This window comes from Cupriavidus agavae, from assembly GCF_004217045.1.
Classification (GTDB): domain Bacteria; phylum Pseudomonadota; class Gammaproteobacteria; order Burkholderiales; family Burkholderiaceae; genus Cupriavidus; species Cupriavidus agavae.
This window is the reverse complement of record NZ_SGXM01000005.1, coordinates 95,121-118,020: the sequence shown is the minus strand read 5'-3', so window position 1 is coordinate 118,020 and position 22,900 is coordinate 95,121. Positions and strand designations below refer to the sequence as shown.

General features: G+C 68.8%; 25 protein-coding genes. 19 read left to right on the top strand and 6 right to left on the bottom strand.

Annotation, left to right across the window (positions count from 1 at the left end; translation table 11 throughout):
• Positions 1–3 precede the first annotated feature (3 nt).
• The 11 genes from EV147_RS18215 to EV147_RS18165 all read left to right on the top strand — a co-directional run bounded on the left by EV147_RS18215 (position 4) and on the right by EV147_RS18165 (position 7,978).
• Complete coding sequence (locus tag EV147_RS18215; RefSeq protein WP_130392641.1) at positions 4–546, top strand: nitrate reductase cytochrome c-type subunit; 543 nt, start codon at positions 4–6, stop codon at positions 544–546.
• Positions 547–567: 21 nt separating this feature from the next.
• On the top strand, positions 568–1,167 hold the full coding sequence (locus EV147_RS18210; protein WP_130392640.1) for a NapC/NirT family cytochrome c: 600 nt from the start codon (positions 568–570) through the stop codon (positions 1,165–1,167).
• Between the two features lie 4 nt (positions 1,168–1,171).
• Positions 1,172–1,813: a cytochrome c biogenesis heme-transporting ATPase CcmA gene (gene ccmA / locus EV147_RS18205; protein WP_130392639.1), complete on the top strand. Its 642-nt coding sequence runs from the start codon at positions 1,172–1,174 to the stop codon at positions 1,811–1,813.
• Positions 1,810–2,478, top strand: coding sequence for a heme exporter protein CcmB (ccmB, locus tag EV147_RS18200; protein WP_130392638.1), 669 nt, complete (start codon positions 1,810–1,812; stop codon positions 2,476–2,478). The genes ccmA and ccmB overlap by 4 nt, the downstream gene beginning before the upstream one ends.
• A 24-nt stretch (positions 2,479–2,502) precedes the next feature.
• Positions 2,503–3,285, top strand: coding sequence for a heme ABC transporter permease (locus EV147_RS18195; protein WP_130392637.1), 783 nt, complete (start codon positions 2,503–2,505; stop codon positions 3,283–3,285).
• On the top strand, positions 3,282–3,401 hold the full coding sequence (gene ccmD, locus EV147_RS18190; RefSeq protein WP_130392636.1) for a heme exporter protein CcmD: 120 nt from the start codon (positions 3,282–3,284) through the stop codon (positions 3,399–3,401). Before EV147_RS18195 ends, ccmD begins: the two co-directional genes overlap by 4 nt.
• On the top strand, positions 3,398–3,862 hold the full coding sequence (gene ccmE / locus EV147_RS18185; RefSeq protein ID WP_130392635.1) for a cytochrome c maturation protein CcmE: 465 nt from the start codon (positions 3,398–3,400) through the stop codon (positions 3,860–3,862). The genes ccmD and ccmE overlap by 4 nt, the downstream gene beginning before the upstream one ends.
• Complete coding sequence (locus tag EV147_RS18180; protein ID WP_130392634.1) at positions 3,859–5,862, top strand: heme lyase CcmF/NrfE family subunit; 2,004 nt, start codon at positions 3,859–3,861, stop codon at positions 5,860–5,862. The genes ccmE and EV147_RS18180 overlap by 4 nt, the downstream gene beginning before the upstream one ends.
• Positions 5,859–6,407, top strand: coding sequence for a DsbE family thiol:disulfide interchange protein (locus EV147_RS18175; protein WP_130392633.1), 549 nt, complete (start codon positions 5,859–5,861; stop codon positions 6,405–6,407). The genes EV147_RS18180 and EV147_RS18175 overlap by 4 nt, the downstream gene beginning before the upstream one ends.
• The gene (locus EV147_RS18170; protein ID WP_130392632.1) at positions 6,400–7,434 is read left to right on the top strand and encodes a cytochrome c-type biogenesis protein CcmH; all 1,035 of its coding nucleotides are present in this window, start codon (positions 6,400–6,402) and stop codon (positions 7,432–7,434) included. The genes EV147_RS18175 and EV147_RS18170 overlap by 8 nt, the downstream gene beginning before the upstream one ends.
• A gap of 124 nt (positions 7,435–7,558) precedes the next feature.
• On the top strand, positions 7,559–7,978 hold the full coding sequence (locus tag EV147_RS18165; protein WP_130392631.1) for a LysR family transcriptional regulator: 420 nt from the start codon (positions 7,559–7,561) through the stop codon (positions 7,976–7,978).
• Between the two features lie 21 nt (positions 7,979–7,999).
• On the opposite strand, the gene EV147_RS18160 is transcribed toward EV147_RS18165, so the two are convergent.
• Positions 8,000–10,120: a TonB-dependent receptor family protein gene (locus EV147_RS18160; RefSeq protein ID WP_130392630.1), complete on the bottom strand. Its 2,121-nt coding sequence runs from the start codon at positions 10,118–10,120 to the stop codon at positions 8,000–8,002.
• A 302-nt stretch (positions 10,121–10,422) separates the two neighbouring features.
• Between EV147_RS18160 and EV147_RS18155 the strand changes: the two genes are divergently transcribed.
• The 5 genes from EV147_RS18155 to EV147_RS18135 all read left to right on the top strand — a co-directional run bounded on the left by EV147_RS18155 (position 10,423) and on the right by EV147_RS18135 (position 14,972).
• Positions 10,423–11,487: an AI-2E family transporter gene (locus tag EV147_RS18155; protein ID WP_130392629.1), complete on the top strand. Its 1,065-nt coding sequence runs from the start codon at positions 10,423–10,425 to the stop codon at positions 11,485–11,487.
• Between the two features lie 9 nt (positions 11,488–11,496).
• Positions 11,497–12,405 carry a LysR family transcriptional regulator gene (locus EV147_RS18150; RefSeq protein ID WP_130392628.1) on the top strand — a complete coding sequence of 303 codons (909 nt, stop codon included), beginning with the start codon at positions 11,497–11,499 and terminating at the stop codon, positions 12,403–12,405.
• Positions 12,406–12,549: 144 nt separating this feature from the next.
• Entirely contained in the window at positions 12,550–13,161 is a 612-nt protein-coding gene (locus EV147_RS18145; protein ID WP_130392627.1) for a glutathione S-transferase family protein, read from the top strand.
• A gap of 33 nt (positions 13,162–13,194) precedes the next feature.
• The gene (locus tag EV147_RS18140; RefSeq protein WP_130392626.1) at positions 13,195–14,175 is read left to right on the top strand and encodes a pyridoxamine 5'-phosphate oxidase family protein; all 981 of its coding nucleotides are present in this window, start codon (positions 13,195–13,197) and stop codon (positions 14,173–14,175) included.
• Between the two features lie 74 nt (positions 14,176–14,249).
• Entirely contained in the window at positions 14,250–14,972 is a 723-nt protein-coding gene (locus tag EV147_RS18135; protein WP_130392625.1) for an MgtC/SapB family protein, read from the top strand.
• Here EV147_RS18135 and EV147_RS18130 read toward each other — a convergent pair.
• The 3 genes from EV147_RS18130 to EV147_RS18120 are packed head-to-tail and all read right to left on the bottom strand — an operon-like array spanning position 14,935 to position 18,349.
• Entirely contained in the window at positions 14,935–15,492 is a 558-nt protein-coding gene (locus EV147_RS18130; RefSeq protein ID WP_130392624.1) for a GAF domain-containing protein, read from the bottom strand. The genes EV147_RS18135 and EV147_RS18130 overlap by 38 nt on opposite strands.
• Positions 15,489–16,466 carry a Bug family tripartite tricarboxylate transporter substrate binding protein gene (locus EV147_RS18125; protein WP_130392623.1) on the bottom strand — a complete coding sequence of 326 codons (978 nt, stop codon included), beginning with the start codon at positions 16,464–16,466 and terminating at the stop codon, positions 15,489–15,491. The genes EV147_RS18130 and EV147_RS18125 overlap by 4 nt, the downstream gene beginning before the upstream one ends.
• A gap of 53 nt (positions 16,467–16,519) precedes the next feature.
• Positions 16,520–18,349, bottom strand: coding sequence for a gamma-glutamyltransferase family protein (locus EV147_RS18120; RefSeq protein WP_130392622.1), 1,830 nt, complete (start codon positions 18,347–18,349; stop codon positions 16,520–16,522).
• A gap of 129 nt (positions 18,350–18,478) precedes the next feature.
• Here EV147_RS18120 and EV147_RS18115 point away from each other — a divergent pair, with 129 nt between their 5' ends.
• The 3 genes from EV147_RS18115 (at position 18,479) to EV147_RS18105 (ending at position 20,590) form a co-directional block, all read left to right on the top strand.
• Entirely contained in the window at positions 18,479–19,432 is a 954-nt protein-coding gene (locus tag EV147_RS18115; protein ID WP_130392621.1) for a LysR family transcriptional regulator, read from the top strand.
• A gap of 47 nt (positions 19,433–19,479) precedes the next feature.
• Entirely contained in the window at positions 19,480–19,797 is a 318-nt protein-coding gene (locus EV147_RS18110) for a YnfA family protein (protein ID WP_130392620.1), read from the top strand.
• Between the two features lie 265 nt (positions 19,798–20,062).
• A complete protein-coding gene (locus EV147_RS18105; RefSeq protein WP_130392619.1) occupies positions 20,063–20,590 on the top strand; it encodes a pilin in 528 nt (175 codons plus the stop codon).
• A gap of 74 nt (positions 20,591–20,664) precedes the next feature.
• Here EV147_RS18105 and EV147_RS18100 read toward each other — a convergent pair whose 3' ends face one another.
• Together EV147_RS18100 and EV147_RS18095 are read right to left on the bottom strand one after the other, a co-directional pair.
• Complete coding sequence (locus tag EV147_RS18100; RefSeq protein WP_130392618.1) at positions 20,665–21,660, bottom strand: tripartite tricarboxylate transporter substrate-binding protein; 996 nt, start codon at positions 21,658–21,660, stop codon at positions 20,665–20,667.
• Between the two features lie 59 nt (positions 21,661–21,719).
• Positions 21,720–22,895 carry an acyl-CoA dehydrogenase family protein gene (locus EV147_RS18095; RefSeq protein WP_130392617.1) on the bottom strand — a complete coding sequence of 392 codons (1,176 nt, stop codon included), beginning with the start codon at positions 22,893–22,895 and terminating at the stop codon, positions 21,720–21,722.
• Positions 22,896–22,900: the final 5 nt, after the last annotated feature.

Genomic DNA, 22,900 nt, shown 5'->3' with positions numbered 1-22,900 from the left:
GCCATGATGCCGACCCGATCCTGGCCTGCCCTGCTCGCCTTCTGCGCCTGGCTGGCGCTGGCCGCGTTCACGCTCCTGGCAACGCCCGCCGGCGCCCAGGGGCTCATCGACGCCATGCGCGGCCCCACGCCCGTGGGCAGCGAGACCAAGCCGCCGCTGCTGTATCCCACCGAGAACAAGGACATCCGCCGCACGCGCAACTACACGATGCAGCCGCCGACGATCCCCCACAAGATCGACGGCTACCAGCTGGACCGCGATTTCAACCGCTGCATGTTCTGCCATGCGCGCACGAAATCGGAGGAAACCGGCTCGATCCCGGTCAGCATCACGCACTACATGGACCGCGACAACAACGTGCTGGCCGAGGTCTCGCCGCGCCGCTACTTCTGCACCCAGTGCCACGTGCCGCAGGCCGATACCAAGCCGCTGGTGGGCAACACCTTCGTCGACGTGGAGACGATGCTCAAGCGGGCCGGTGGCGAGAAGGGTTCGAAGGACGGCGCCAAAAGCAGCAAGGCTGGCGGCACGACCAGCACCAAATAACGGGATCGCACGGGGCGAGCGATGAAAGGCAGACTCTGGGACCTCCTCAAGCGCTACTGGCGCACCATCAACCGCCCGAGCGCGTATTTCAGCCTGGGCTTCCTGACGCTGGGCGGCTTTATCGCCGGGGTGCTGTTCTGGGGCGCGTTCAACACCGCGCTCGAAGTGACCAACACCGAGAAGTTCTGCACCGGCTGCCACGAGATGCGCGACAACGTCTACCAGGAGCTGCAGGGCACGATCCACTTTACCAACCGCAGCGGCGTGCGCGCCAAGTGCTCGGACTGCCACGTGCCGCACAACTGGACCGACAAGATGGCCCGCAAGATGCAGGCATCGAAGGAGGTCTGGGCCAAGATCTTCGGCACCGTCAACACGCGCGAGAAATTCCAGGCCCACCGGCTCACGCTGGCCCAGCACGAGTGGGCGCGCTTCAAGGCCAACGATTCGCTCGAATGCCGCAACTGCCACGACTACCAGTCGATGGATTTCACGCGGCAAAGCCCGCGCGCGCAGGCCATGCACTCCACCTACCTCGCCAACAAGGAAAAGACCTGCATCGACTGCCACAAGGGCATCGCGCACCGCCTGCCAGACGTCGCTGCCGCGCCGGAGAAGTAGCACCATGGCCACCGTGGCCCTGGAGGCCAGCCAGCTGACGGTCCGCCGCATGGGCCGCACGGTCTTCCGCGACCTCGACCTCGCGCTGGCGCCGGGCGGCCTCGTGCAGGTGACCGGTCCGAACGGCGCGGGCAAGACCAGCCTGCTGCGCGTGCTGGCGAGCCTGGTGCCACCCGCGCAGGGACGGCTGTGCTGGCGCGGGCGCGAAGTGCGCGCCGGCGATGCCGGGTATCTGGCCAGCCTGGCCTATGTCGGCCACACCAACGGCGTCGACGCCGACCTCGACGCCACCGGGAACCTCCGCTTCGCCGCCCGCATGGCCGGCCTGCCCGTGCCCGATGCCGCCGCGCTGCGCCACGCGCTGGCGCAACTCGGGCTGGGCGCCGCGGCCGCCGTGCCGGTGCGCACGCTGTCGCAGGGCCAGCGCCGCCGGGTCTCGCTGGCGCGCCTGGCCCTGGCGCCGCGTGCGCTGTGGCTGCTCGACGAACCGCTGACCTCGCTCGATGCCGAGGCGTCGGACGGCTTCCACACGCTGCTGGCGCGCCATCTCGCCGAGGGTGGCATGGCCGTCATCGCCACGCACCAGCCGCTGCAGGCGCCGGGGCAGGTGCTGGCGCTCCGGGCACCGCGAGGCGCAGTGCCATGATCGCCGTACTGGCTTCGGTCATCGCCCACGACCTGTCGATCGCCTGGCGGCGGCGCAGCAGCCTGCTGGCGAGCGTGGTGTTCTTCGTGATCGTGTCGAGCCTGTTCCCGCTGGCGATCGGTCCCGATCCGCAGCAGTTGCGCCTGCTGGCGCCCGGCATCCTCTGGGTGGCCGCGCTGCTGGCGTCCATGCTGGCACTCTCGCGGCTGTTCGCGCAGGAACACGCCGATGGCAGCCTCGACCAATTGCTGCTCTCGCCCCACCCGCTCGCGCTGCTGGCACTTGGCAAGATCTGCGCGCACTGGCTGGCCAGCGGCCTGCCACTGCTGGTGCTGACGCCGCTGCTGGCGCAGCAGTACAGCCTGCCGGGCAGCGCCACGCTGCTGCTGACCGCCTCGCTGCTGGTCGGCACCCCGGCGCTGAGCCTGATCGGCGCGGTCGGCGCGGCACTGACGCTGGGCGTACGCGGCGGCGCCGTGCTGCTGTGCGTGCTGGTGCTGCCGCTGTCGATCCCCGTGCTGGTCTTCGGTGCCGGTGCCGGCGCCGCCGCCGACGCCGGGCTCGACGTGGCGCCGCATTTCTCGCTGCTGGGCGCGTGCCTGGCGCTCTCGCTGTGCGTCTGCCCGCTGGCCACGGCGGCGGGTCTGCGCATTTCGATGGAATAGCCAATAGCCCGACAAAACATGGCGATGCACCGCAACCTCCCGCTGCCTGACGCGCCCTCCCGCAACCGGCCCGCGCCGCGCCTGCGCTGGACCCGGCTGGCCTCCCCCGCCGCCTTCTACCCGCTGGCAGGCCGGCTGGCGCCGTGGTTCTTTGCGCTGGCGCTGGCGTGGCTCGCCATCGGCCTGTGGCTCGGCTTCGCGGTGGCGCCCACCGACGCCCAGCAGGGCGAGGTCTACCGCATCATCTTCATCCACGTGCCCGCCGCCTGGATGTCGATGTTCATCTACGTGCTGATGGCCGGCTACAGCGCGCTGGCGCTGGTGCTGCGCACGCGGGTGTCCTCGCTGATGGCCCAGGCACTGGCCCCGACCGGCGCCATGTTCACGTTCCTGGCACTGTGGACCGGTGCGCTCTGGGGCAAACCCACCTGGGGCACGTATTGGGTCTGGGACGCGCGGCTTACGTCCGAGCTGATCCTGCTGTTCCTCTACCTGGGCTATATCGCGCTGGCCTCCGCCATCGAAGAGCCGCGCCGCGCCGAGCGCGCCTGCGCCGTGCTGGCGCTGGTGGGCGTGGCCAACATCCCGATCATCTATTTCTCGGTGCAGTGGTGGAACACGCTGCACCAGGGCGCATCGGTCAGCCTGACCGCCGCCCCCACCATGGCCGCCACGATGCTGGCCGGCATGCTGGCCATGGCGCTGGCCTGCTGGATGTACACGATCGCCGTGGCGCTGGTGCGCGTGCGCTGCCTGCTGCGCGAGCGGGGAGAGATTGGCGCGCCCGCGCGGGAGGCCATGCCATGAGCGGGCACGCGGCCTACCTCGCCGGCGCCTTCGGCATGGCCTGCCTGGCGATCGTGCTCGAACTCGCGTTGCTGGCGCGCCGGCGCCGGCGCGCCCTGCCGGACGATCCGCAATGACGCCGCGCCAGCGCCGGCTCTCGCTGCTGCTTGCCGCACTGGCCTGCGGCGGCGTGGCGCTGGCTTTGGTGCTCAACGCGTTCCGGTCGAACCTGGTGTTCTTCTTCAGCCCGAGCCAGATTGCCGCGCGCGAGGCGCCGGTGGCCCGCGCGTTCCGGCTAGGGGGGCTGGTCGAGCCCGGCTCGATCCGGCGCGAGGGCGAATCGCTGACGATCCATTTCGTGGTGACCGATACCCGACACACGGTGCCCGTGGTCTATCGCGGCCTGCTGCCCGACCTGTTCCGCGAAGGCAAGGGCGTGGTGGCGCGCGGCGCCCTGGACGCCGGCGGCACGTTCGTGGCCAGCGAGGTGCTGGCCAAGCACGACGAGAACTACATGCCGCCCGAGGCGGCCGAGGCGCTCAAGCGCGCGGCCAACGACGGCGCCGGAAGCGCCGGAAGCGCCGGGGTGCGGCGATGATCGTCGAACTCGGCCATTTCGCCCTGATCTGCGCGCTGCTGGCCTCGCTGGTGCAGGCCGCGTTGCCGCTGGCCGGCGCGGCGCGCGGCTTCGTGCCGTGGATGGCGCTGGCGCGGCGCACCGCCGTGCTGCAATGGCTGCTGGTGCTGGCCGCCTACCTGGCGCTGACCCTGGCCTTCGTCGGCAACGATTTCAGCGTGCGCTACGTGGCCGGCAACTCGAACAGCGCGCTGCCGCTGGCCTACCGCGTCGCGGCGGTCTGGGGCGGGCACGAGGGCTCGATGCTGCTCTGGACACTGATGCTGGCCGGCTGGTCGTGCGCGGTAGCGCTGTTCAGCCGCCCGCTGCCGCTGCCGTTCGTGGCGCGCGTGCTCGGCGTGATGGGCGCGATTTCCAGCGGGCTGCTGCTGTTCCTGCTGCTGTCATCGAACCCGTTCCTCCGCCTGCTGCCCCGTGCCATGGAGGGGCGCGACCTCAATCCGCTGCTGCAGGACCCCGGCATGGTGTTCCACCCGCCCTTCCTCTACATGGGCTACGTGGGCTTTGCCGTGGCGTTCGCGTTCGCGCTGGCCGCGCTGCTCGAAGGCCGGCTCGACGCGGCCTGGGCGCGCTGGTCGCGGCCGTGGACGCTGCTGGCGTGGCTGTTCCTGACCGTGGGCATCGCGCTGGGCAGCATGTGGGCCTACTACGAGCTGGGCTGGGGCGGCTGGTGGTTCTGGGACCCCGTCGAGAATGCGTCGTTCATGCCCTGGCTGGCTGGCACGGCGCTGATCCACTCGCTGGCCGTGACCGAGAAACGCGGCGCGTTCCGCGCCTGGACGGCGCTGCTGGCCATCTTCACGTTCTCGCTGAGCCTGCTCGGCACGTTCCTGGTTCGTTCGGGCGTCCTGACCTCGGTACACGCGTTCGCCGTGGACCCGAAGCGCGGCGTGTTCATCCTGACGCTGCTGGCGCTGGTCACGGGGCTGGCGCTGGCGATCTTCGCGTGGCGCGCCCCGCAACTGACGCGCCGCGCCGATTTCACGCTGGCCTCGCGCGAGACCTTCCTGCTGGCCAACAACGTGCTGCTGGCCGTGGCCGCCGCCGCCGTGCTGCTGGGCACGCTCTACCCGCTGCTGCTCGACGTGCTGGGGCTTGGCAAGGTCTCGGTGGGGCCGGCGTATTTCGAGCAGGTGTTCGCGCCACTGATGGCCCCGGCCGTGCTGCTGATGGGCGCCGCGCCGCTGGCGCGCTGGCGCCGGGGCGAGTTCCCGCCGATGGCGCGGCGCCTGCGCTGGGCCGCCGTGGCCAGCGTGGCCGTGGGGCTGGGGCTGCTGCTGGTGCTGCGCCACCCCTCGGCACTGACCGGCATTGGCCTGACGCTGGCCGCGTGGGTCCTGCTCAGCGCGGCGGTCAGCCTGGCCGGCAAGCTGAAGCACCGCGATGGCTGGCGCGCCGCGCTGCGCCAGCTGCCGGCCAGCTACGGCGGCATGCTGCTGGCCCACGCGGGCGTGGGCGTGTTCATCGTCGGCGTGACGATGGTCAACAGCCAGGAAACCATGCGCGAACTGGCGATGCGTCCCGGCGACTCGGTCACGGTGGAGGGCTACGTGTTCCGCTTCGACGGCGTGGTGCCGGTCACGGGCCCCAACTACGAGGCGCTGCGCGGGGTGATTTCGGTCACGCGCCACGGCCAGCCGGTCACCACGCTCGGCACCGAGCGGCGCATCTACCGCAGCCAGGACATGCCGACCACCGAGGCCGCCATCGACACCGGCTTCGCGCGGGATCTCTACGTGGCCATCGGCGAGGCCGCCGGCGAGCGGGTCTGGGCGGTGCGCATCTATGTGAAGCCGTTCGTGAAGTGGATCTGGGCCGGCTGCGGCCTGATGGCCCTGGGCGGGCTGATGGCCGCGTGCGATCGCCGCTACCGCCAGTACCGGGTGCGCCAGCCGGACCCGGTTGCCGTGGCATCGGTGCCGCCGCTGGCGTTGCCGCGCCGCGAGGATGGGCGCCCATGACCCGCTTCCTGCTGCCACTCGCTGTCTTTGTCGCCATCGTGCTGGCGCTCGGCGCCGGCCTGCGCCACGATCCGCGCCAGTTGCCCTCGGCACTGGTCGGGCGCCCGGCACCGCAGTTCGCGCTGCCGGTGCTCGACGCCCCGCCCTCGGCGCCGCCCATGGTCAGCGCCGCCGACCTGCGCGGCAAGGTGTGGATCCTGAACGTCTGGGCGTCGTGGTGCGCCGCGTGCCGCAGCGAGCATCCGCTGCTGGTGGAATTCGCCGGGCAGTCCACGGTGCCGCTCTACGGCCTGAACTACAAGGACACCGAACCGGCCGCCCGTGGCTGGCTGCGGCAGATGGGCGATCCCTACGTGCACTCGCTGGTGGATGCCGACGGCCGCGTGGGCATCGATTTCGGCGTCTACGGCGTGCCCGAGACCTACATCATCGACCGGCAGGGCGTGGTGCGCTTCCGCCAGGTGGGCCCGGTCACGCCCGAGTCCCTCGAACGGCAGATCAAGCCGCTGCTGCGCCAGCTGGAGCAGGAGGGCAGCCATGCGTAGCCTGCTTGCCGCGCTGGGGCTGGCCGTGGCGGTATCGGCCCACGCGGCCCACGCCGCCCCGTCCGACGCCGATCTCGACGCGCGCGTGCACGCGCTGGCGCAGCAACTGCGCTGCGTGGTCTGCCAGAACCAGACACTGGCCGATTCCAACGCCGAACTGGCCATCGACCTGCGCGCCCAGATCCGCGCGCAGCTGACCCAGGGCGCCAGCGACCAGACGATCAAGGACTTCATGGTGCAGCGCTACGGCGAGTTCGTGCTGTACGACCCGCCTTTCCAGGCGTCGACATGGCTGCTGTGGCTGGGACCGTTCGGATTGCTGGCGGGGGTGGTGGCGTGGTTGTGGCGGCGGTGGGCAAGAGGGCGGCGTTCGGTTCGCTCGCCGCTTCCGCTTGCCGCACCCACGGTTCGCTCCCCCAACCCCTCTCCCGCATGCGGGAGAGGGCAGCAAACCGGCTCCCGCTGGACCACCGCTACCCTCTCCGTCGTCCTGCCCCCTGCCGCCGCCCTGCTCTACCTCCATCTCGGCAACCCGGCCGCGGTGATACAGGGCGACGACGCGCACAGCCTGTCCGGCGATGCCCATACTCCGACAATCGGTCAGATCGAATCGATGGTGGACGGGCTGGCGCGGCGGCTTCAGGCAAATCCGGACGATGCGCAGGGCTGGGCCATGCTGGCGCGGTCCTACGCGGTGATGGAACGGTTCGACGATGCGGCCGCCGCGTATGGCAAGGCCGTGGCGCTGGCCCCGGGCGTCGCGTCGCTACGCTCGGACTATGCCGACGTGCTCGCCAGCGTCAACGACGGCTCGCTGCAGGGCCAGGCGCTGACGCAGATCCGGGCCGCGCTGGCCGCGGACCCCGATGATCCCAAGGGCCTGGCGCTGGCGGCCAGCGCCGCCGCGCAGCGCGGCGATACCGCCGAAGCGGTGGCCCACTGGGAGCATCTGCAACGGCTGCTGCCAGCCGATTCTCAGACCGCCGCGCGCATCGCCGCGAACCTCGCCGCAGCACGCGGCAAGTGACGAAATCTTCGCGTGACCTCGAAAACTCGCATAAGCGTGCTTGGTACCGCCTTGCGCGAGCGCAAACGCCCATTGGGTGAATAGTCCGACAATGCGCGCTTCCCAAGCCTTACTTCCGAGTCTTATGTGGTCCACTCACCCGCCTCGCAAGCCGGACCCGCCGGGCAGCACCCCAGCACCGGAACGCGAGCGCTACACCGTCGCCCTTCCAGTCCGCCCCCCTGAAGACTTCCAGCATCACAACCCGCCGATCCGCCACGTGAACACGGGGCATCTGCGCCGCTTCATCCTGTTGATGCAGTTCCGCTCCGCCATTGCGGCGGAGCGCCACAGCGGCATCCGCGCGGCCTGCATCCTCTACGCCACGCGCCGCATAGAGGAGCGCCTCGGCGTGGTCCTGTTCATCCGCGAATCCAATCAGATGCTGCCCACGCCCGCCGCGATCCGCCTCTACCCCTGCGCCGTCAGGCTGCTGGCCATGTGGGACACCATCATCGAGGATTCCCACGCGCGCAGCCGGAACCAGGCCCCCACCGACGAGTGAAGGCCCGCCCCCCCGACGCCGTCAGAAGCCAGCGCGTGCCTGGATGTACACCATGCGCGGCGCACCGACCATGCGGCCTGCATTGCCATCGACGTTGCGGGTGTAGTAGCGCTTGTCGAACACGTTGTTCAGGCCGATCGTGATGTCGGTGCGCTTCCATTGCGGCACCTTGAACATCGCCTGCAGGTTCCAGGTGCGGAACCCCGGGATCTTGCCCACGTTGGCGCTGGCCGACTCGGCGACCGTGTTGGCGGTGTCCGAATACTGCGAGCTCTGGTGCGTGGTTGACACGTTGAACGTCCAGTTGCGCCAGTCGTAGCGGGCGCCCAGCGTGTCGGTGTTGCGCGAATAGAAGGGAACGTCTAATCCGGCCGTGGTGCCCGATTTCTGGATGGCGCGCGTGTACGTGTAGTTGGCGTACAGGTTCAGGCCGCCCAGCAGGCTGGCGCGGTCGAACGTGTAGTCGATGGCCGATTCCACGCCGTCGTGGTCGGTGGCGCCGATGTTCCGGAACGTGGCCGGCACCAGGCCCGGCACCTGCAGGATCTGGTTGTCGAACTTGATCTTGAACGCGGTCAGCTCGGCCTTGATGCGGCTGTCGGTCCAGCGCGTGCCCACTTCGAACGTCTTGGCCACTTCGGGCTGCAGCGGGTTGCCGGGCGTCTGCGAGTTCAGCTGGATGTTCTGCACCGGGCCGAACGACGTGCTGTAGTCCGCGAAGACGGTCCAGGCGCTGTTGACCAGGTAGGAGACATTGAGCGACGGCAGCGCCTTGTTGTTTACGCTGTCCCACTGGGTCGGCGAATTGACCTGCTGGCGCGTGGTGCTGATGTGCTCGAAACGTACCCCGGGCACGATGCGCCACTTGCCGTAGGCGATGCGGTCGTCGATGTAGACGGCGTGGGCGTCGGTGGCGTTGTCGAAGCTCGACGGCGCGCCGCGCACGCCGGTCACCGTATTGATATTGATCGAATTGTCGTCGCCGCGCTCGCGGATGTAGCGGTAGCCCACCGTGATGTCGTGCGTGGTCGGCCCCAGCGCCACGCGCTGCGTGAAGCGCGGCTCGATGCCGAACGTGGTGTAGTTGCGCGGCTGGAAGATCGCCGTCGTGGCGGTCTGCTGCAGCGTGCTCTGGCGGTAGCTGTCGTTGAAGAACGTGCGGATCTCGAACTCCTGGTTGGCCGAGATCGTGTTGATGTAGCCGAGGTCGAAGCCGTAGCGGTTGCCGCTCCAGTAGTCGTTCGGACGCGTGTTCTGGAACGGATCGGCGTTGTACTGGGCCACGGTCAGGCCGCCCGGCGTCTTCGACTTGACGTCGAAGTACGACAGCTTGCCGTAGACCTGCTGCGTCGGCGTGATGTCGTAGGCGAACTTCACGGCCAGGTCGTGCACGTCGTCGTCGCTGCCCTTGCGCCAGTCGCGGCCGGTCATGCCCGAGTACAGCAGCGCCAGGCCCAGGCCGCTTTCCAGCGTGGTGCCCACGAAGGCGTCGTACTGGGTGTTCTTGCCGCCGCCCTCGGTATAGATGTTCTCGCGCACCGAGGCGTCGCCGGTGATGCCGGGGCCGGCCGGGATCGGCTTGGTCGTGAAGTTGATGATGCCGCCCACGTTCTGCGGGCCGTAGCGCACGGCGCCGCCGCTGCGCACCACGTCGATCGTCTCGATGTTGCCAAGGCTGACCGGCGCAAACGAGAGCTGGGGCTGGCCGTAGGGCGCCACCGCCAGCGGAATGCCGTCGAGCAGCACCGTCGAGCGCGGCGTGTAGCGCCCGGTCAGGCCGCGCACGCCGATGTTCAGCGAGATCGAACTGCCGGCCGTGCCGGAGTTGTCGGTGGACTGCACGCCCGGGATGCGGCGCATCACGTCGCCGATGTTGGTGGCGCCGCTCTGCTCGATCTGCTTCTCGTCCACGATGGTCCGCGCGCCCGCGAACGTCTTGACGCTGTTCTGCAGGCCGGTACCGAGCCAGTTGCCGGTGACCGAGACCGTTTCGAGCATCTTCTCGGTGGTGCCCTCCCCGGCGGCGTCGGTCTGGGCAAGTGCGCCCGGCGGCGCCATGCACAGGACCGCCACGGCAACGGCCGTGGCGCACAACGTGGTTTGGGGTACGGCAGGCTGCTGGCCGCGGCGGCTCGAATCCATGGTCTCTTCCCTTGTAACTTTTACGACATGAAAGGCCATGAATGTAAATGATAATTGTTCCCGGATGGGCCACGAAAGCCGCCGCGCGCCGACAATTTTCACGGACCGAAACGAACTGTTGCCCCGGTGCGACGAAACTGCTTGCCCTAGGCAAACGACTACGTCGTTGAGCGCGCAAACGCCCCGGATGTCCAGACAGGCACGGTCTGCGCATATGTCTGCGTCATGTAGGCGGGCGCCAGACAGAAGCGCCTGACCCGCCATCGTAGAATGGCGCCTGGCTCGACCCACCAAGGATCCCCATGACCGATACTCCCGGTCTGCATCACAAGTTCTTCCTGCTGTTGCTGGCGCTGGTCACCGTGGCGTTCATCTGGATCCTGCTGCCGTTCTACGGGGCGGTCTTCTGGGGCGCGGTGCTGGCCATCATCTTCGCGCCGCTGCAGCGGCGGCTGGTGAACCGGCTGCGCGGCCGGAGCAACCTGGCGGCGCTGCTGACCCTGCTGCTGGTGCTGGTACTGGTGATCCTGCCGATGACCTTCATCACGATGTCGCTGATCCAGGAGGGCGTAAACCTCTACGACAGCATCCGGTCCGGGCAGATCAACTTCGGCCACTACTTCCAGTCGGCCGCCGACGCGCTGCCCCCGGTGGTGCGCGACATCCTGGCCCGCGCCGACCTGGCCAGCCTCTCCGATGTCAAGGACAAGCTCAGCGCCAGCGCGCTGCAGACCAGCCAGATGGTGGCCACGCGGGCGCTCAGCATCGGCCAGAACACCGCTCAGTTCATGATCAGCTTCGGCATCATGCTCTACCTGCTGTTCTTCCTGCTGCGCGACGGCACCCAGTTGGCCCGGCGCATGCGGCAGGCCGTGCCGCTGAGCCCCGCGCACAAGATCCACCTGTTCCAGAAGTTCACCACCGTGGTACGCGCCACGGTCAAGGGCAACATCGTGGTGGCGGTGGTGCAGGGCGCGCTGGGCGGCGGCATCTTTGCCGTGCTCGGCATCCAGGGCGCGCTGCTGTGGGCCGTGGTGATGGGGTTCCTGTCGCTGCTGCCGGCCGTGGGCGCGGGGCTGATCTGGCTGCCGGTGGCGGTCTATTTCCTGCTGGTGGGCGAGGTGCTCAAGGGTTGCGTGCTGATCGGCTTCGGCGTGCTGGTGATCGGCATGGTCGACAACGTGCTGCGCCCGATCCTGGTTGGCAAGGACACCCAGATGCCCGACTACGTGGTGCTGATCTCCACGCTGGGCGGCATGGCGCTGTTCGGGCTCAACGGGTTCGTGATCGGGCCGCTGGTGGCGGCGCTGTTCATCGCCTGCTGGGACCTGAACGGTGCCGACGACCCGGCGCGCCCCACCCCCTGACGGCGCACCATGGACCGGCTCCAGGCAATGAAGACCTTCGTGGCTGTCGTGGACAGCGGCGGCTTCACGCCGGCCGCGCGCCAGCTTGACATGTCGCTGAGCGTGGTCAGCCGGGTCGTGACCGAACTCGAAGCGCACCTGGGCGTGCGGCTGCTCACGCGCACCACGCGCGTGGTGCGGCCCACCGCCACCGGCGTGGCCTATTACGAGAACTGCCGCCGCATCCTGGGCGACATCGACGATGCCGAGCTGGCGGCGGCCGGCGCCCACGAGGCGCCACGCGGACGGCTCTCGATCACGGCTTCGGTGCTGTTCGGGCGCCGCTACGTGACGCCGCTGGTGGTGGAATACCTGCTGCGCTACCCCGAGGTCGACGTCGATTGCCTGCTCATCGACCGCGTGGTCAATTTCATCGACGAGGGGATCGACGTGGGCGTGCGGATCGGGCCGTTGCCGAATTCGTCGCTGCAGGCGATTCAGGTCGGGCAGGTACGGCGCGTGGTCTGCGCGGCGCCGTCCTATCTGGCGCGCCACGGCGCGCCTGCCGCGCCCGAGCGGCTGGCCGACCATACGGTGATCCAGGCGACCGGCGCGTCGACGGTCCCCGAGTGGCGCTTTCAGCACAACGGCGACCCGTTTGCCGTACGGCTGCATCCACGGATGACCACCACGACCAACGATTCGGCGATTGCCGCCGCCGTGGCCGGCTTGGGCCTGGCGGGCGTGCTGTCGTACCAGGTGGCCGACGAACTGCGCGACGGCCGGCTGCAGGTAGTGCTCGAAGATTTCGAACAGCCACCGCTGCCGATCCACGTGATCCACCGCGAAGGCCGCCATGCGATGCACAGGGTGCGGGCCTTCATCGACCTCGCCGTCGATACCCTGCGGGCCAATGCCGCGCTGAACCCTTCCGCCTGAACCTCCGGGTTTCGCCGATTCTCCCGAATCCAGGAAGAATCCCTTGTCGTCCCGGCCATTTTTCCCGCCCGGCGGCGCGTCTATAGTCGTTCCGAACGCGGCATCCAACCCGGAAGCCGCAACAATCGACAGGACGCCCCGACCATGCAGCTCTACGGCCACCCCCTCTCCGGACACGCCCACCGCGCCCGCCTGTTCCTGGGCCTGCTGGGCCAGCCCGCCGACATCATCGATGTCGATCTGGCGGCCCGCGCCCACAAGGCTCCCGAATTCCTGAAGCTCAATCCGTTCGGACAGGTGCCGGTGCTGGTCGACGGCAACCAGATCGTCAGCGATTCGAATGCCATCCTCGTCTATCTGGCCCGGAAGCTGGGCCGGACCGACTGGCTGCCCGAAACCCCGGCCGGAGCGGCGGCAGTGCAGCGCTGGCTGTCGGTGGCGGCGGGCGACATCGCCTTCGGCCCGGCCACGGCGCGGCTCAAGACGGTCTTCAAGGCGCCGGTCGATGCCGACGCCGCCATCGCCCGCGCCCAGGTGGTACTGCAGCGCATGGACGACGCACTGGCCGCCAGCCCGTGGATCGCCGCCGATCACCCGACCATTGCCGACGTGGCGCTCTACAGCTACACCGCGCGTGCGCCCGAAGGCTACGTCGACCTGGCCCCATTCGCCAACGTGCGCCAGTGGCTGGCCCGCGTGGAGGCGCTGCCCGGCTTCGTGCCGTTCCAGCAGACCCCGGTCGGCCTCGCCGCCTGATTCCCATCCGCCCCGTCCGCCCAGGAGAGCGCCATGTCCCCCGTCCAGTCGTCGCAAGTGGAACGCCAGCCCGGCACGCCGTGGCACGCCGGTGAACGCCTGTTGCAGGCCCATGCGGGCATGGAGGCGCGCCTGGCCGAAGTGGGCCCGCGCGTGGTGCGCGATTTCATGCCCGAGCAGCATCGTGATTTCTTCAAACAACTGCCGTCGATCGTGATCGGCGCCGTGGCGCCCGATGGCCGCCCGTGGGCCACGGTGCGCGCCGGCGCGCCCGGCTTCATGGATTCGCCCGATCCGCGTGCGCTCGACCTCGCCGTGATCCGCGACCCCGCCGATCCGGCCGAGGCCGGGCTCGAAGACGGCAACGCCATCGGCCTGCTCGGCATCGAGCCGGCCACGCGCCGGCGCAACCGCATGAATGGCACGGTCGCGCGTACCGGCGCCGCCCGCTTCCGCGTGGCCGTGGGGCAGAGCTTCGGCAACTGCCCGCAGTACATCCAGAAGCGCGACTTCGCGCTGGTACGCGACCCAGCCACCCCCACCGACGTGGCGCCGCAGGTCATGAGCGTGCTCGACGAGCGTGCCCGCAAGCTGATCGGCGCTTCGGACTCGTTCTTCGTGGCGTCGTACGCGGATCTGGCGAGCGGCGAGCGGCAGGTGGACGTCTCGCACCGGGGCGGCAAGCCGGGCTTCGTGCGCGTGGATGCGGACGGCGGGCTGACGATTCCCGATTTTCCGGGCAACACGTTCTACAACACGCTCGGCAACCTGATGGTCAACCCCGTGGCCGGACTCGTGTTCGTGAACTACCCCACCGGAGACCTGCTGCAGATGACGGGCCGCACCGAGGTCATCACCGATTCGCCAGAAATCGCCCGGTTCGAGCGCGCTCAGCTACTGTGGCGCTTCATGCCCGAAACCATCGTGCGGCGCGACCGCGCGCTGCCGCTGCGCTGGGATTTCATCCCCGGCGGGGCGTCGCCGCAGGCGCTGGCCACGGGCAGCTGGGGCTGAGCAGGGCGGGCTGTCCAGATGACATGCGGCTGTGCCACAATCGCGCCATTTTCTGGCCCGACCGGATACCGCCCATGTCCCTCCAAGCCCTGCAGCACATCGACCCGATGTCGCTGCTCGACACCGCGATCAGCCTGGCCGCCGCGTTCATTCTCGGCGGCATCATCGGCTTCGAGCGCCAGTACCGCCAGCGCACCGCCGGGTTGCGCACCAACGTGCTGGTGGCCGTGGGCGCGGCGATCTTCGTCGACATGGCCAACCACCTGGCCGGCGCCGAGGGTGCGGTGCGCGTGGTGGCCTACGTGGTTTCCGGCATCGGCTTCCTGGGTGCCGGCGTGATCATGCGCGAGGAAGGCAATGTGCGCGGGCTCAACACGGCCGCCACGCTGTGGGGATCGGCCGCCGTGGGCGCCTGCGCCGGGTCGGACCTGATCGCCGAGGCGGCCATCGGCGCGCTGTTCGTGCTGGCCGCCAATACGCTGCTGCGCCCCGTGGTGGACCGCATCAACCGCCAGCCGCTGGACACAACGGCCGTCGAGGTCACGCACACCGTGCATGTGATCACGTCGCGCGATTATCAGAAAACGGCGATGCGGCTGCTGGAGGAAGCGCTGGAGGCGGCGCAGTATCCGACCGGGGATCTGGAAGTACGCGCGTTCGGCGAGCAGGACGTGGAAATCGAAGCCGTGCTGGCCGCGACGTCGGTGGACGGGGACGTGCTCGACAAGATCGTGGCGCGCTTGGGTGGAACGAGTGTGGTCAGCCAGGCGTTCTGGAGTGCGAGTACGTCGGATTGAGGGCGACGCCACGTGCTATGCGTTCAGCCACCGCCCCCGCCACCATCTGCCCCAGCACCCGCAGCACCGTGATTTCCTCCGCCGTCCAGGTATCCACGGCCGCGAGGTAGTTGAACGTGCCGATCACGCGTCCGCCGTGGCACAGCGGCACGTTGACCACGCCGTTCAGCCCCAGCCCGCGGATGACGGCGATGTCGTCGAAAACGGCGGCCAGCGCCTCGTCTCCCTCGCCAACGAACACCTCGCCGCGCACCAGCAACTGGCGCGTCCACGCCGTGTCGCCCTTGAGCTTCTTGCCGCCCACCGGATACGCGGCCGGGTCCGACGACCAGAGCCGCTCGATCTCGCCGCTGCGGGCGTGCCAGGCGTTGATCGTCAGCAGCCCCGGCCCGGCAAGGTCGAGCGTGGCCTGCCCCACCGCGTCCATCACGGCACGCGGGGTGGCTGCGTCGCGCAGGCGGTCGAACAGCGCGTTGAGGTGGTTCTGCCAGTGGCCCAGCGTGTCGACGCTCGCCATCATTCGCCCTGGATGCCCAGTTCCTTGATCAGCTTGCCGTAGCGCTCGCTGTCGCGGCGCAGGATCTTTCCGAACTCCTGCGGCGTCGAGGTGGCCGTTTCCACGCCGATGGCGTCCATCTTGGCCTTGACCTCGGGCAGCGTCATCACGCGGTTGATCTCGGTGTTGAGCTTGGCCACCAGCGGCGCCGGCATGTTCTTCGGGCCGAAGGCGCCGTACCAGACCGCCAGTTCATAGCCGGGAATCGTCTCGCCCACGGTCGGCACGTCCTTGAGCAGCGGCGAGCGCCTGGCCTCGGTGACCGCCAGCAGCTTGAGCTTGCCGGCCTTCACGTGCGGCAGCGTCTGCGTGCCGGCCGAGAACAGCAGTTGCGTCTGGCCCGCCACGGTGTCCACCACGGCCGGGGCGCCGCCCTTGTAGGGCACGTGCAGCATCTGCACGCCGGCCATCTTCTCGAACAGCACGGCGCTCAGATGGTTGGTGGAGCCCGGGCCGGCGCTGGCGTAGGCCAGCTTGCCGGGGTTGGCCTTGGCGTAGGCGATCAGTTCCTTGACGTTGTTGGCCGGCACCGACGGGTTCACGACCATCGTGTTGGTCACGTAGGCCAGCAGGCCCAGCGGCGTGAAGTCGTCCACGCCCTTGAACGGCATGTTGGCCATCAGCGCCGGGTTCATCGCGTGCGTGCTCATCGAGCCCACCAGCAGCGTGTAGCCGTCCGGCTGCGCGCGGGCCACCATGGCCGAGCCGATGTTGCCCGAGGCGCCCGGCTTGTTGTCCACGATGACCGGCTGGCCCAGCGATCTGGTCAGGTGCTCGGACAGCACGCGCGCGAGGATGTCGGTGGAGCCGCCGGCGGCCCACGACACGATCAGCGTGATGGGCTTGGCGGGATAGGCGTCGGCTGCCCCGGCGAGGCTGGCGAACGACGTGGTCAGTGCGGCGGCACCGCACAACAGAGCCTTCAATACGGACCTCATGATGCAACTCCCCTTCTGTCTTCAGCGTTTGTAGTATGTGATTTCCGCGCCGCTCAGCGTCCGACGGCGTAGCCCTGCATGCCCCGCGCGTTGGCGCCGGCGCGCAGCACCAGCCGGCCGCGGGCGTCGCGCTCGCGCGTGCAGGCCGACATGCGGCCCTCGGACCAGTCTTCTCCCACGCGAACTTCGTGCCCGCGCGCGCGCAGCGCGTCGAGCGTGCGGGCCGGCATGCGGCCCTCCACGGTCAGCCGGTTCAGCGTGGTCTGGCGCGGCCAGAACGATTGCGGGAAGTGGTCCACGTGCCAGGCCGGCGCGTCGATGGCCTCCTGCAGGTTCATGCCGTGCACCGCGTGGCGCATGAAGAACGCCAGCTGCCACTGGTCCTGCTGGTCGCCGCCGGGCGTGCCGAACGCCATGTACGGCTCGCCGTCGCGCAGGCACAGCGACGGCGACAGCGTGGTGCACGGGCGCTTGCCCGGTGCCAGCGAATTGGGCAGGCCCGGTTCGAGCCACGTCATCTGCAGGCGGGTGTTCAGCGCGAAACCCAGCGCCGGGATCGTCGGGCTCGACGACAGCCAGCCGCCCGACGGCGTGGCCGCCACCATGTTGCCGTGGCGGTCGATCACGTCGATGTGGCAGGTATCGCCCACGAAGATCTCGCGCTCGGCCCACTCGGCCACCGGCGGCAGCGCGGCGAACGTGGGCTCGCCAATGCCGAAGCGCGTATCGGCCACGGCCAGCGTGCGCTCGGCCACGGCGAGGTCAGGCATGCGGGGCGCGCGGCCGTCGAGCGTGCCCGGTTGCAGCACCGCCGACGCGCGCTCGCCGATCAGCGCGGCGCGCGCGGCCAGGTAGTGCGGGTTCAGCAGCGCGCCCAGGCGGCTGGCCTCGAACCGCGGATCGCCGTACCAGGCGGCGCGGTCGGCCATGGCCAGCTTGGCGGCCTCGGCGATCTTGTGGACGAACTCGGGCGAGGTGGGCGCGTGGGCGTCGATCCCCGCGTGGCGAAGCATGCCAAGCTGCTGCAGGAATACCGGCCCCTGGCTCCAGATGTCGCACTTGGCCATCGTATATCGGCCAAAATCGAGCGTTACGGGCGCTTCCACGGTGGGCTGCCAGCCGGCCAGGTCGTCGTAGCGCAGCAGGCCCGTGTGCTTGTCGCCCGTGGTGTCGCGCACGGGGGTGTCGGTGCAATAGGCGTCGATGGCTTCGGCCACGAAGCCGCGATACCAGCAGTCCAGCGCGGCATCGATCTGGCCGGTACGGGTGTCGCTCTGCGCCTGGGCCGTCTCGACGATGCGCGTGTAGGTATCGGCCAGCACCGGCAGCGTGTGCATGGCGCCGGGGCGCGGCACCTTGCCATCGGGCAGCCAGGTGCGCGCGGAGCTGTGCCACTCGTCGCGGAACAGCGCCTGCACGGCCAGGATGGCCTGCGAGATGCGCGGCACCAGCGGAAAGCCGTCGCGCGCGTAGCCGATGGCCGGCGCCAGCACATCGGCCACCGACCATGTGCCGTGGTCGCGCAGCATCGTCATCCACGCGCCGAACGCGCCGGGCACCGTGGCCGGCATCAGGCCGATGCCGGGCATCATTTCCAGGCCCTGCGCGCGCAGGGCTTCGGGATCGGCCAGCGCCGGGGCGGGACCCTGTCCGCAGACGGAACGCATGGCGCGGTCCCGCTCGCTCCAGAGCAGGATCGGCACCTCGCCGCCGGGGCCGTTCAGGTGCGGTTCCACCACCTGCAGCACGAAACCGGCCGCCACGGCGGCGTCGAAAGCGTTGCCGCCCCGTTCGAGCACGCCCATCGCGGTCTGCGTGGCCAGCCAGTGCGTGGAGGCGGCAACGCCAAACGTACCGACGATCTCCGGGCGTGTCGTGAACATGGGTAAATGACTCCTCTTGCAGGCATTTGATGGTGATTCGAGTATAGGCAGCCGGAATAACTGCGGAGATCGAAAAACTTATCGTTGCATTACCATTCGGTTATACGACTTCGCCCCCTCCCCACTGCCATGCCCATTGCCACTGACAAGCTGCTGCATCAAATCGTGTCGCGCTTGCGCCTGCGGCATTTGCCGCTGCTGCTGGCGTTGGAACGCCAGCGCTCGATCTCGCGCGTGGCCGCCGAGCTGAACCTGTCCCAGCCGGCGGTGACCAAGGCGCTGCGCGAGATCGAGGACATCTTCATGACGCCGCTGTTCACGCGCACCCGCAACGGGCTGGAACCCACCGCCACCGGTGTGGCCGTGCTGGCCCATGCGCGCACCACGCTGGCCGACGCCGATGCGCTGGGACGGCAACTGAGCGTAATCGAGGCGGGCCGGCGCGGACGGCTGCGCATCGGCGTGATTCCGTACACGGCCCGCGCCGTGCTCGACGCCGCGCTGGCCTACGGGCTGGGCCAGTCGCCCCGCATCGCCGTGCTGGTGCGGGAAGGCACGACCGACGAACTGGTCAACGCGCTGCGGCTCCACGAACTCGATTGCGTGATCGCGCGCTCGTTCTACGAGGCCGGCGAGGACATCGTGCAGCAGCCGCTATACCGCGAGGAACCGGTGCTCGTGGTACCGTCGCGGGCGCAGGCGCGGCTGGCGCGCGGCGGACTCGACTGGAAACGGCTGGCCGAACTCGACTGGATCCTGCCCCCGCCCCACACCCCGGTCCGCCGCACCATCAACACGATGTTCGCCGTGGCCGGCGTGGCCCCGCCGCTGCCGATCGTCGAAACCTATTCGATCAAGCCGATGGCCACGCTGCTGCGCAGCCAGCCCGACACCATCACGATCGTCCCGCGCGCCGTGGCCGCCGAACTGGCCGACCTTGGCGATGCGGCGACGCTGCCGTTCTCGCTGAGCTGGGATCTGCCGTCGGTGGGCGTGATGTGGCGGCGCGAGGCCGAGGTGAATGAGATGGTGGCGGGGATGGTGGCGGCGTTGCGGGGGGTTTTGCCCCCCTCTTCCGCATAGTGGGAGAGGGGAGAAAACCGACGCGAAAACATCAGACATCAGCATCAATGAAAACCATCTCCCTCTACTTCCTCACCGCCCTGGCCGAAATCCTCGGCTGCTACCTGCCCTACCTCTGGCTGCGCCAGAACGGCAGCCCGTGGCTGCTGCTGCCGGGCGCCGTCTCGCTGGCCGTATTCGCGTGGCTGCTGACGCTGCATCCCGACGCCTCGGGTCGCGTCTATGCCGCCTACGGCGGTATCTATATAGCGGTGGCCATCGCCTGGCTCTGGCTGGTCGATGGCGTGCGCCCTTCGGTCTGGGATGTGACAGGTGTCACAATCGCCATCGCTGGCATGGCCGTGATTGTCTTTCAGCCTCGGTAACATCAGATATAAAGGCGATTTACCGGTCACTTCTCGCTGACAAAAACCGTCAATTTGTGCACCATGCGCCCTACCCTCCGGACGTGGGGTGACAAATTCCGGCAGTTACATCGAGTTACACCTGACAAGAAATCTCACATTTCAGTCCTTGGTGACGGGTTTCCGGCGGTTTCGGGGGCTGGCACACCTGTTGCTCTATAGCTCCCCGACAGCAACACGCTGTTCTCAACAAATTACAGGGGTCAATTCCATGAAAAAAGCACGGATGGGAATCCACCAACGGGTCCAGAAGGGTTTCACGCTGATCGAACTGATGATCGTGGTCGCGATCATCGGTATCCTGGCTGCTATTGCGATTCCGCAATATCAGGATTACACCGCGCGCGCCCAGATGGCTCGTGCAGTGGGCGAACTCGGCGCGTACAAGACCGCTTTCGAAGACCGCATCAATAGCGGTCAGCAGCCCACCGCTATCGCCGACCTCGGTTACGTCAAGTCGAATCTCTATGACGACCCGACGCTGCCGACCGCCCAAGACATGACGTCAGGTGCGTTCAAGTGGGAGTCCACGATTGGCGGTACTGGCAAGTCGGCCAGCCCTGCCGTGGTGGGCGCCAAGATCACGTGGTCGCGTGCCAACTCGGGGACCTGGACCTGCGTGACGACCAAGCCGTCGGGTTCGACGGGCTGGAAGGATTCGTACGCACCGGCTTCTTGCCCGATTGCAACGGCTCCGAGCACCCCGGGCACGGGCACCCCGGGCACGGACACCCCGGGCACGGGCAACAGCTAAGCAGTAACCACCCAGTCGTAAAAAAACCCCCTAGCCTTTCCCTAGGGGGTTTTTTCTTTCCAGCCGCCCAATCGTTACCCCGCCTCCCCCCGCATCCCGATCTCCCCGATCAGCTTCCCGTACCGCGCATTCTCAGCCGCCACCATCTGAGAAAACTGCGCCGGCGATTCACTCTTCCGCAATTCCCCCGCATTGGCCTTGACCGACGCATCGAGCTTGCCGCTGGCCTGTAGCGTCGAGACCGCCTCGAACAGCCGCCTGGTCAGCCCGGCTGGCAAACCCGCCGGGGCGAACAGGCCGCTCCAGTTGTCGAGCACAAAGCCCGGCGGCAGCGCCTCGGCCAGCGTCGGCACCTCCGGGAAATAGATCGAACGCGCCGCCGACGACACCGCCAGCGGCCGCAACTGCCCGTTGCGCAGGAACGGCGCGGCTGTCGACAGCACCGGCATGCCGAACTGGGTCTGGCCGCTGATCATGGCGGTCACGATCTCGCTGGCGCCCTTGTAGGGGATGTGCACGGCATCGGTCTGGGTCTGGTGCAGCAGGCTTTCCACGGCCAGATGGGCCACCGAGCCCTTGCCGCCCGAGCCGTAGTTCAGCGCGCCGGGCTTCTTCTTCATCGCGTCGATCAGGTCGCGGGCGGTCTTGTACGGCGACGAGGCCGGCACGGCCAGCACCACCGGGCCGCCCGAGACGGTGGAAATCGCCGTGAAGTCCTTCACCGCGTCGTACGGCGGGTCGCGGTAGAGGTGGACGTTGATCACGTGCTGGTTGGCCAGCATGCCCAGCGTGTAGCCATCGGGCTCGGCGCGCTTGAGCGCGCGGGCGCCGATGATGCCGCCCGCGCCGCCGATGTTCTCCACCACCACCGCCTGCCCCAGCATCGGCCCCAGTTCGGCGGCCAGGCTGCGCGCGGCGGTGTCCGGCGCGGTGCCGGCGATGAACGGCACGATCAGCCGGATCGGGCGCGAGGGGTAGTTGGCTGCGGTGGCGGCAGCGAAGCCGCTGCGGGATACGAGCGCGCCCAGTGCGGCGGCGCCGGTCGTGGCAAGCCACTGACGTCGGTTCATGTGTGGTCTCCTGTTCAGGCTGGCGCGCGGTCTGCTGCCGCGTCGCCCGGGGGTGAATCTCAGGCGGAGGCGGGCTCCAGGATCGCCTTGGCGATGGTATTGCGCTGGATTTCGCTGGTGCCAGTGAAGATGCGGAACATGCGCAGCTTGCGCCAGGTCTGCTCCACGGGATGCCCGCGCGTGACGCCGAGGTTGCCGTGGATCTGCACGGCCTTGTCGGCCACCTCGAAGCAGCGCTCCGAGACGAACAGCTTGCACGCGGCGGCCTTCATGCGCAGGTCCGCGCCGGCGTCGGCCAGCATGGCGGTCTGCGCGATCATGCTCTCGCAGGCCCAGAGCGCCGCCGCCATGTCGGCCAGCATATGCTGGATCGCCTGGAAGCGCGCAATCGACCCGCCGAACTGGCGGCGCTGGCCCGCGTACTCGACCGACGCCTCGTAGGCGCGCATCGCCAGCCCCAGCATCGACGGGCAATGCAGCAGCCGGTTCACGTTGATACGCGACATGCCCAGCTTGAAGCCCCGGCCCTCGCCGCCGAAGATGTTGGCGCGCGGCACGCGCACGTTCTCGAAATGGATGTCGGCGTCGATATGCTGGCCCGACATCGGCACATACTCGGTGCTGACCGTCACGCCCGGCAGGTCCAGATCGACCAGTACGGCCGTGATAGCCGGCGGCGTGGTCGAGGCGTCGGTCACGCACATCACGATGGCGAAATCCGCGAACGGCGCGCCGCTGATGTAGTGCTTGGTGCCGTTGATGACAAGTTCGTCACCGTCCACCGCCGCGCTGGTGCGAATGCTCTGCGCGTCCGATCCCGAGTGCGGCTCGGTCAGCGCGAAGCACGTGGATTTCTGGCCCCGGATCACCGGCTCGAAATAGCGCGCCACCTGGTCCGGCGTGGCGTACTTGAGCATGTTGCCCACGCGCGGCGGGCCGCCCAGATCGCCGAGCACATGGGGCGCCAGCGCGGCGCCGCTGGCGGCCAGATCGGCCTTGAGCGCGCACTGCTCGGCGATATTGAGGCCGCGCCCGCCCAGTTCCACGGGCAGGCAGGCCGCGTAGAGGCCCAGTTCGCTGGAGCGGGCCCAGACGCCGCGCAGCACCTCGCGTGGCCACGCGTCCTCGGTGCCAAGGCCCAGTTCGCGTTCCAGCGGGCGCAGCTCCTCGTCGATGTAGCGCTGCACGGCGGCCCGGGTTTCGATCAGTACCGGGTTGGTCAGATGGTCGAACATCGTAA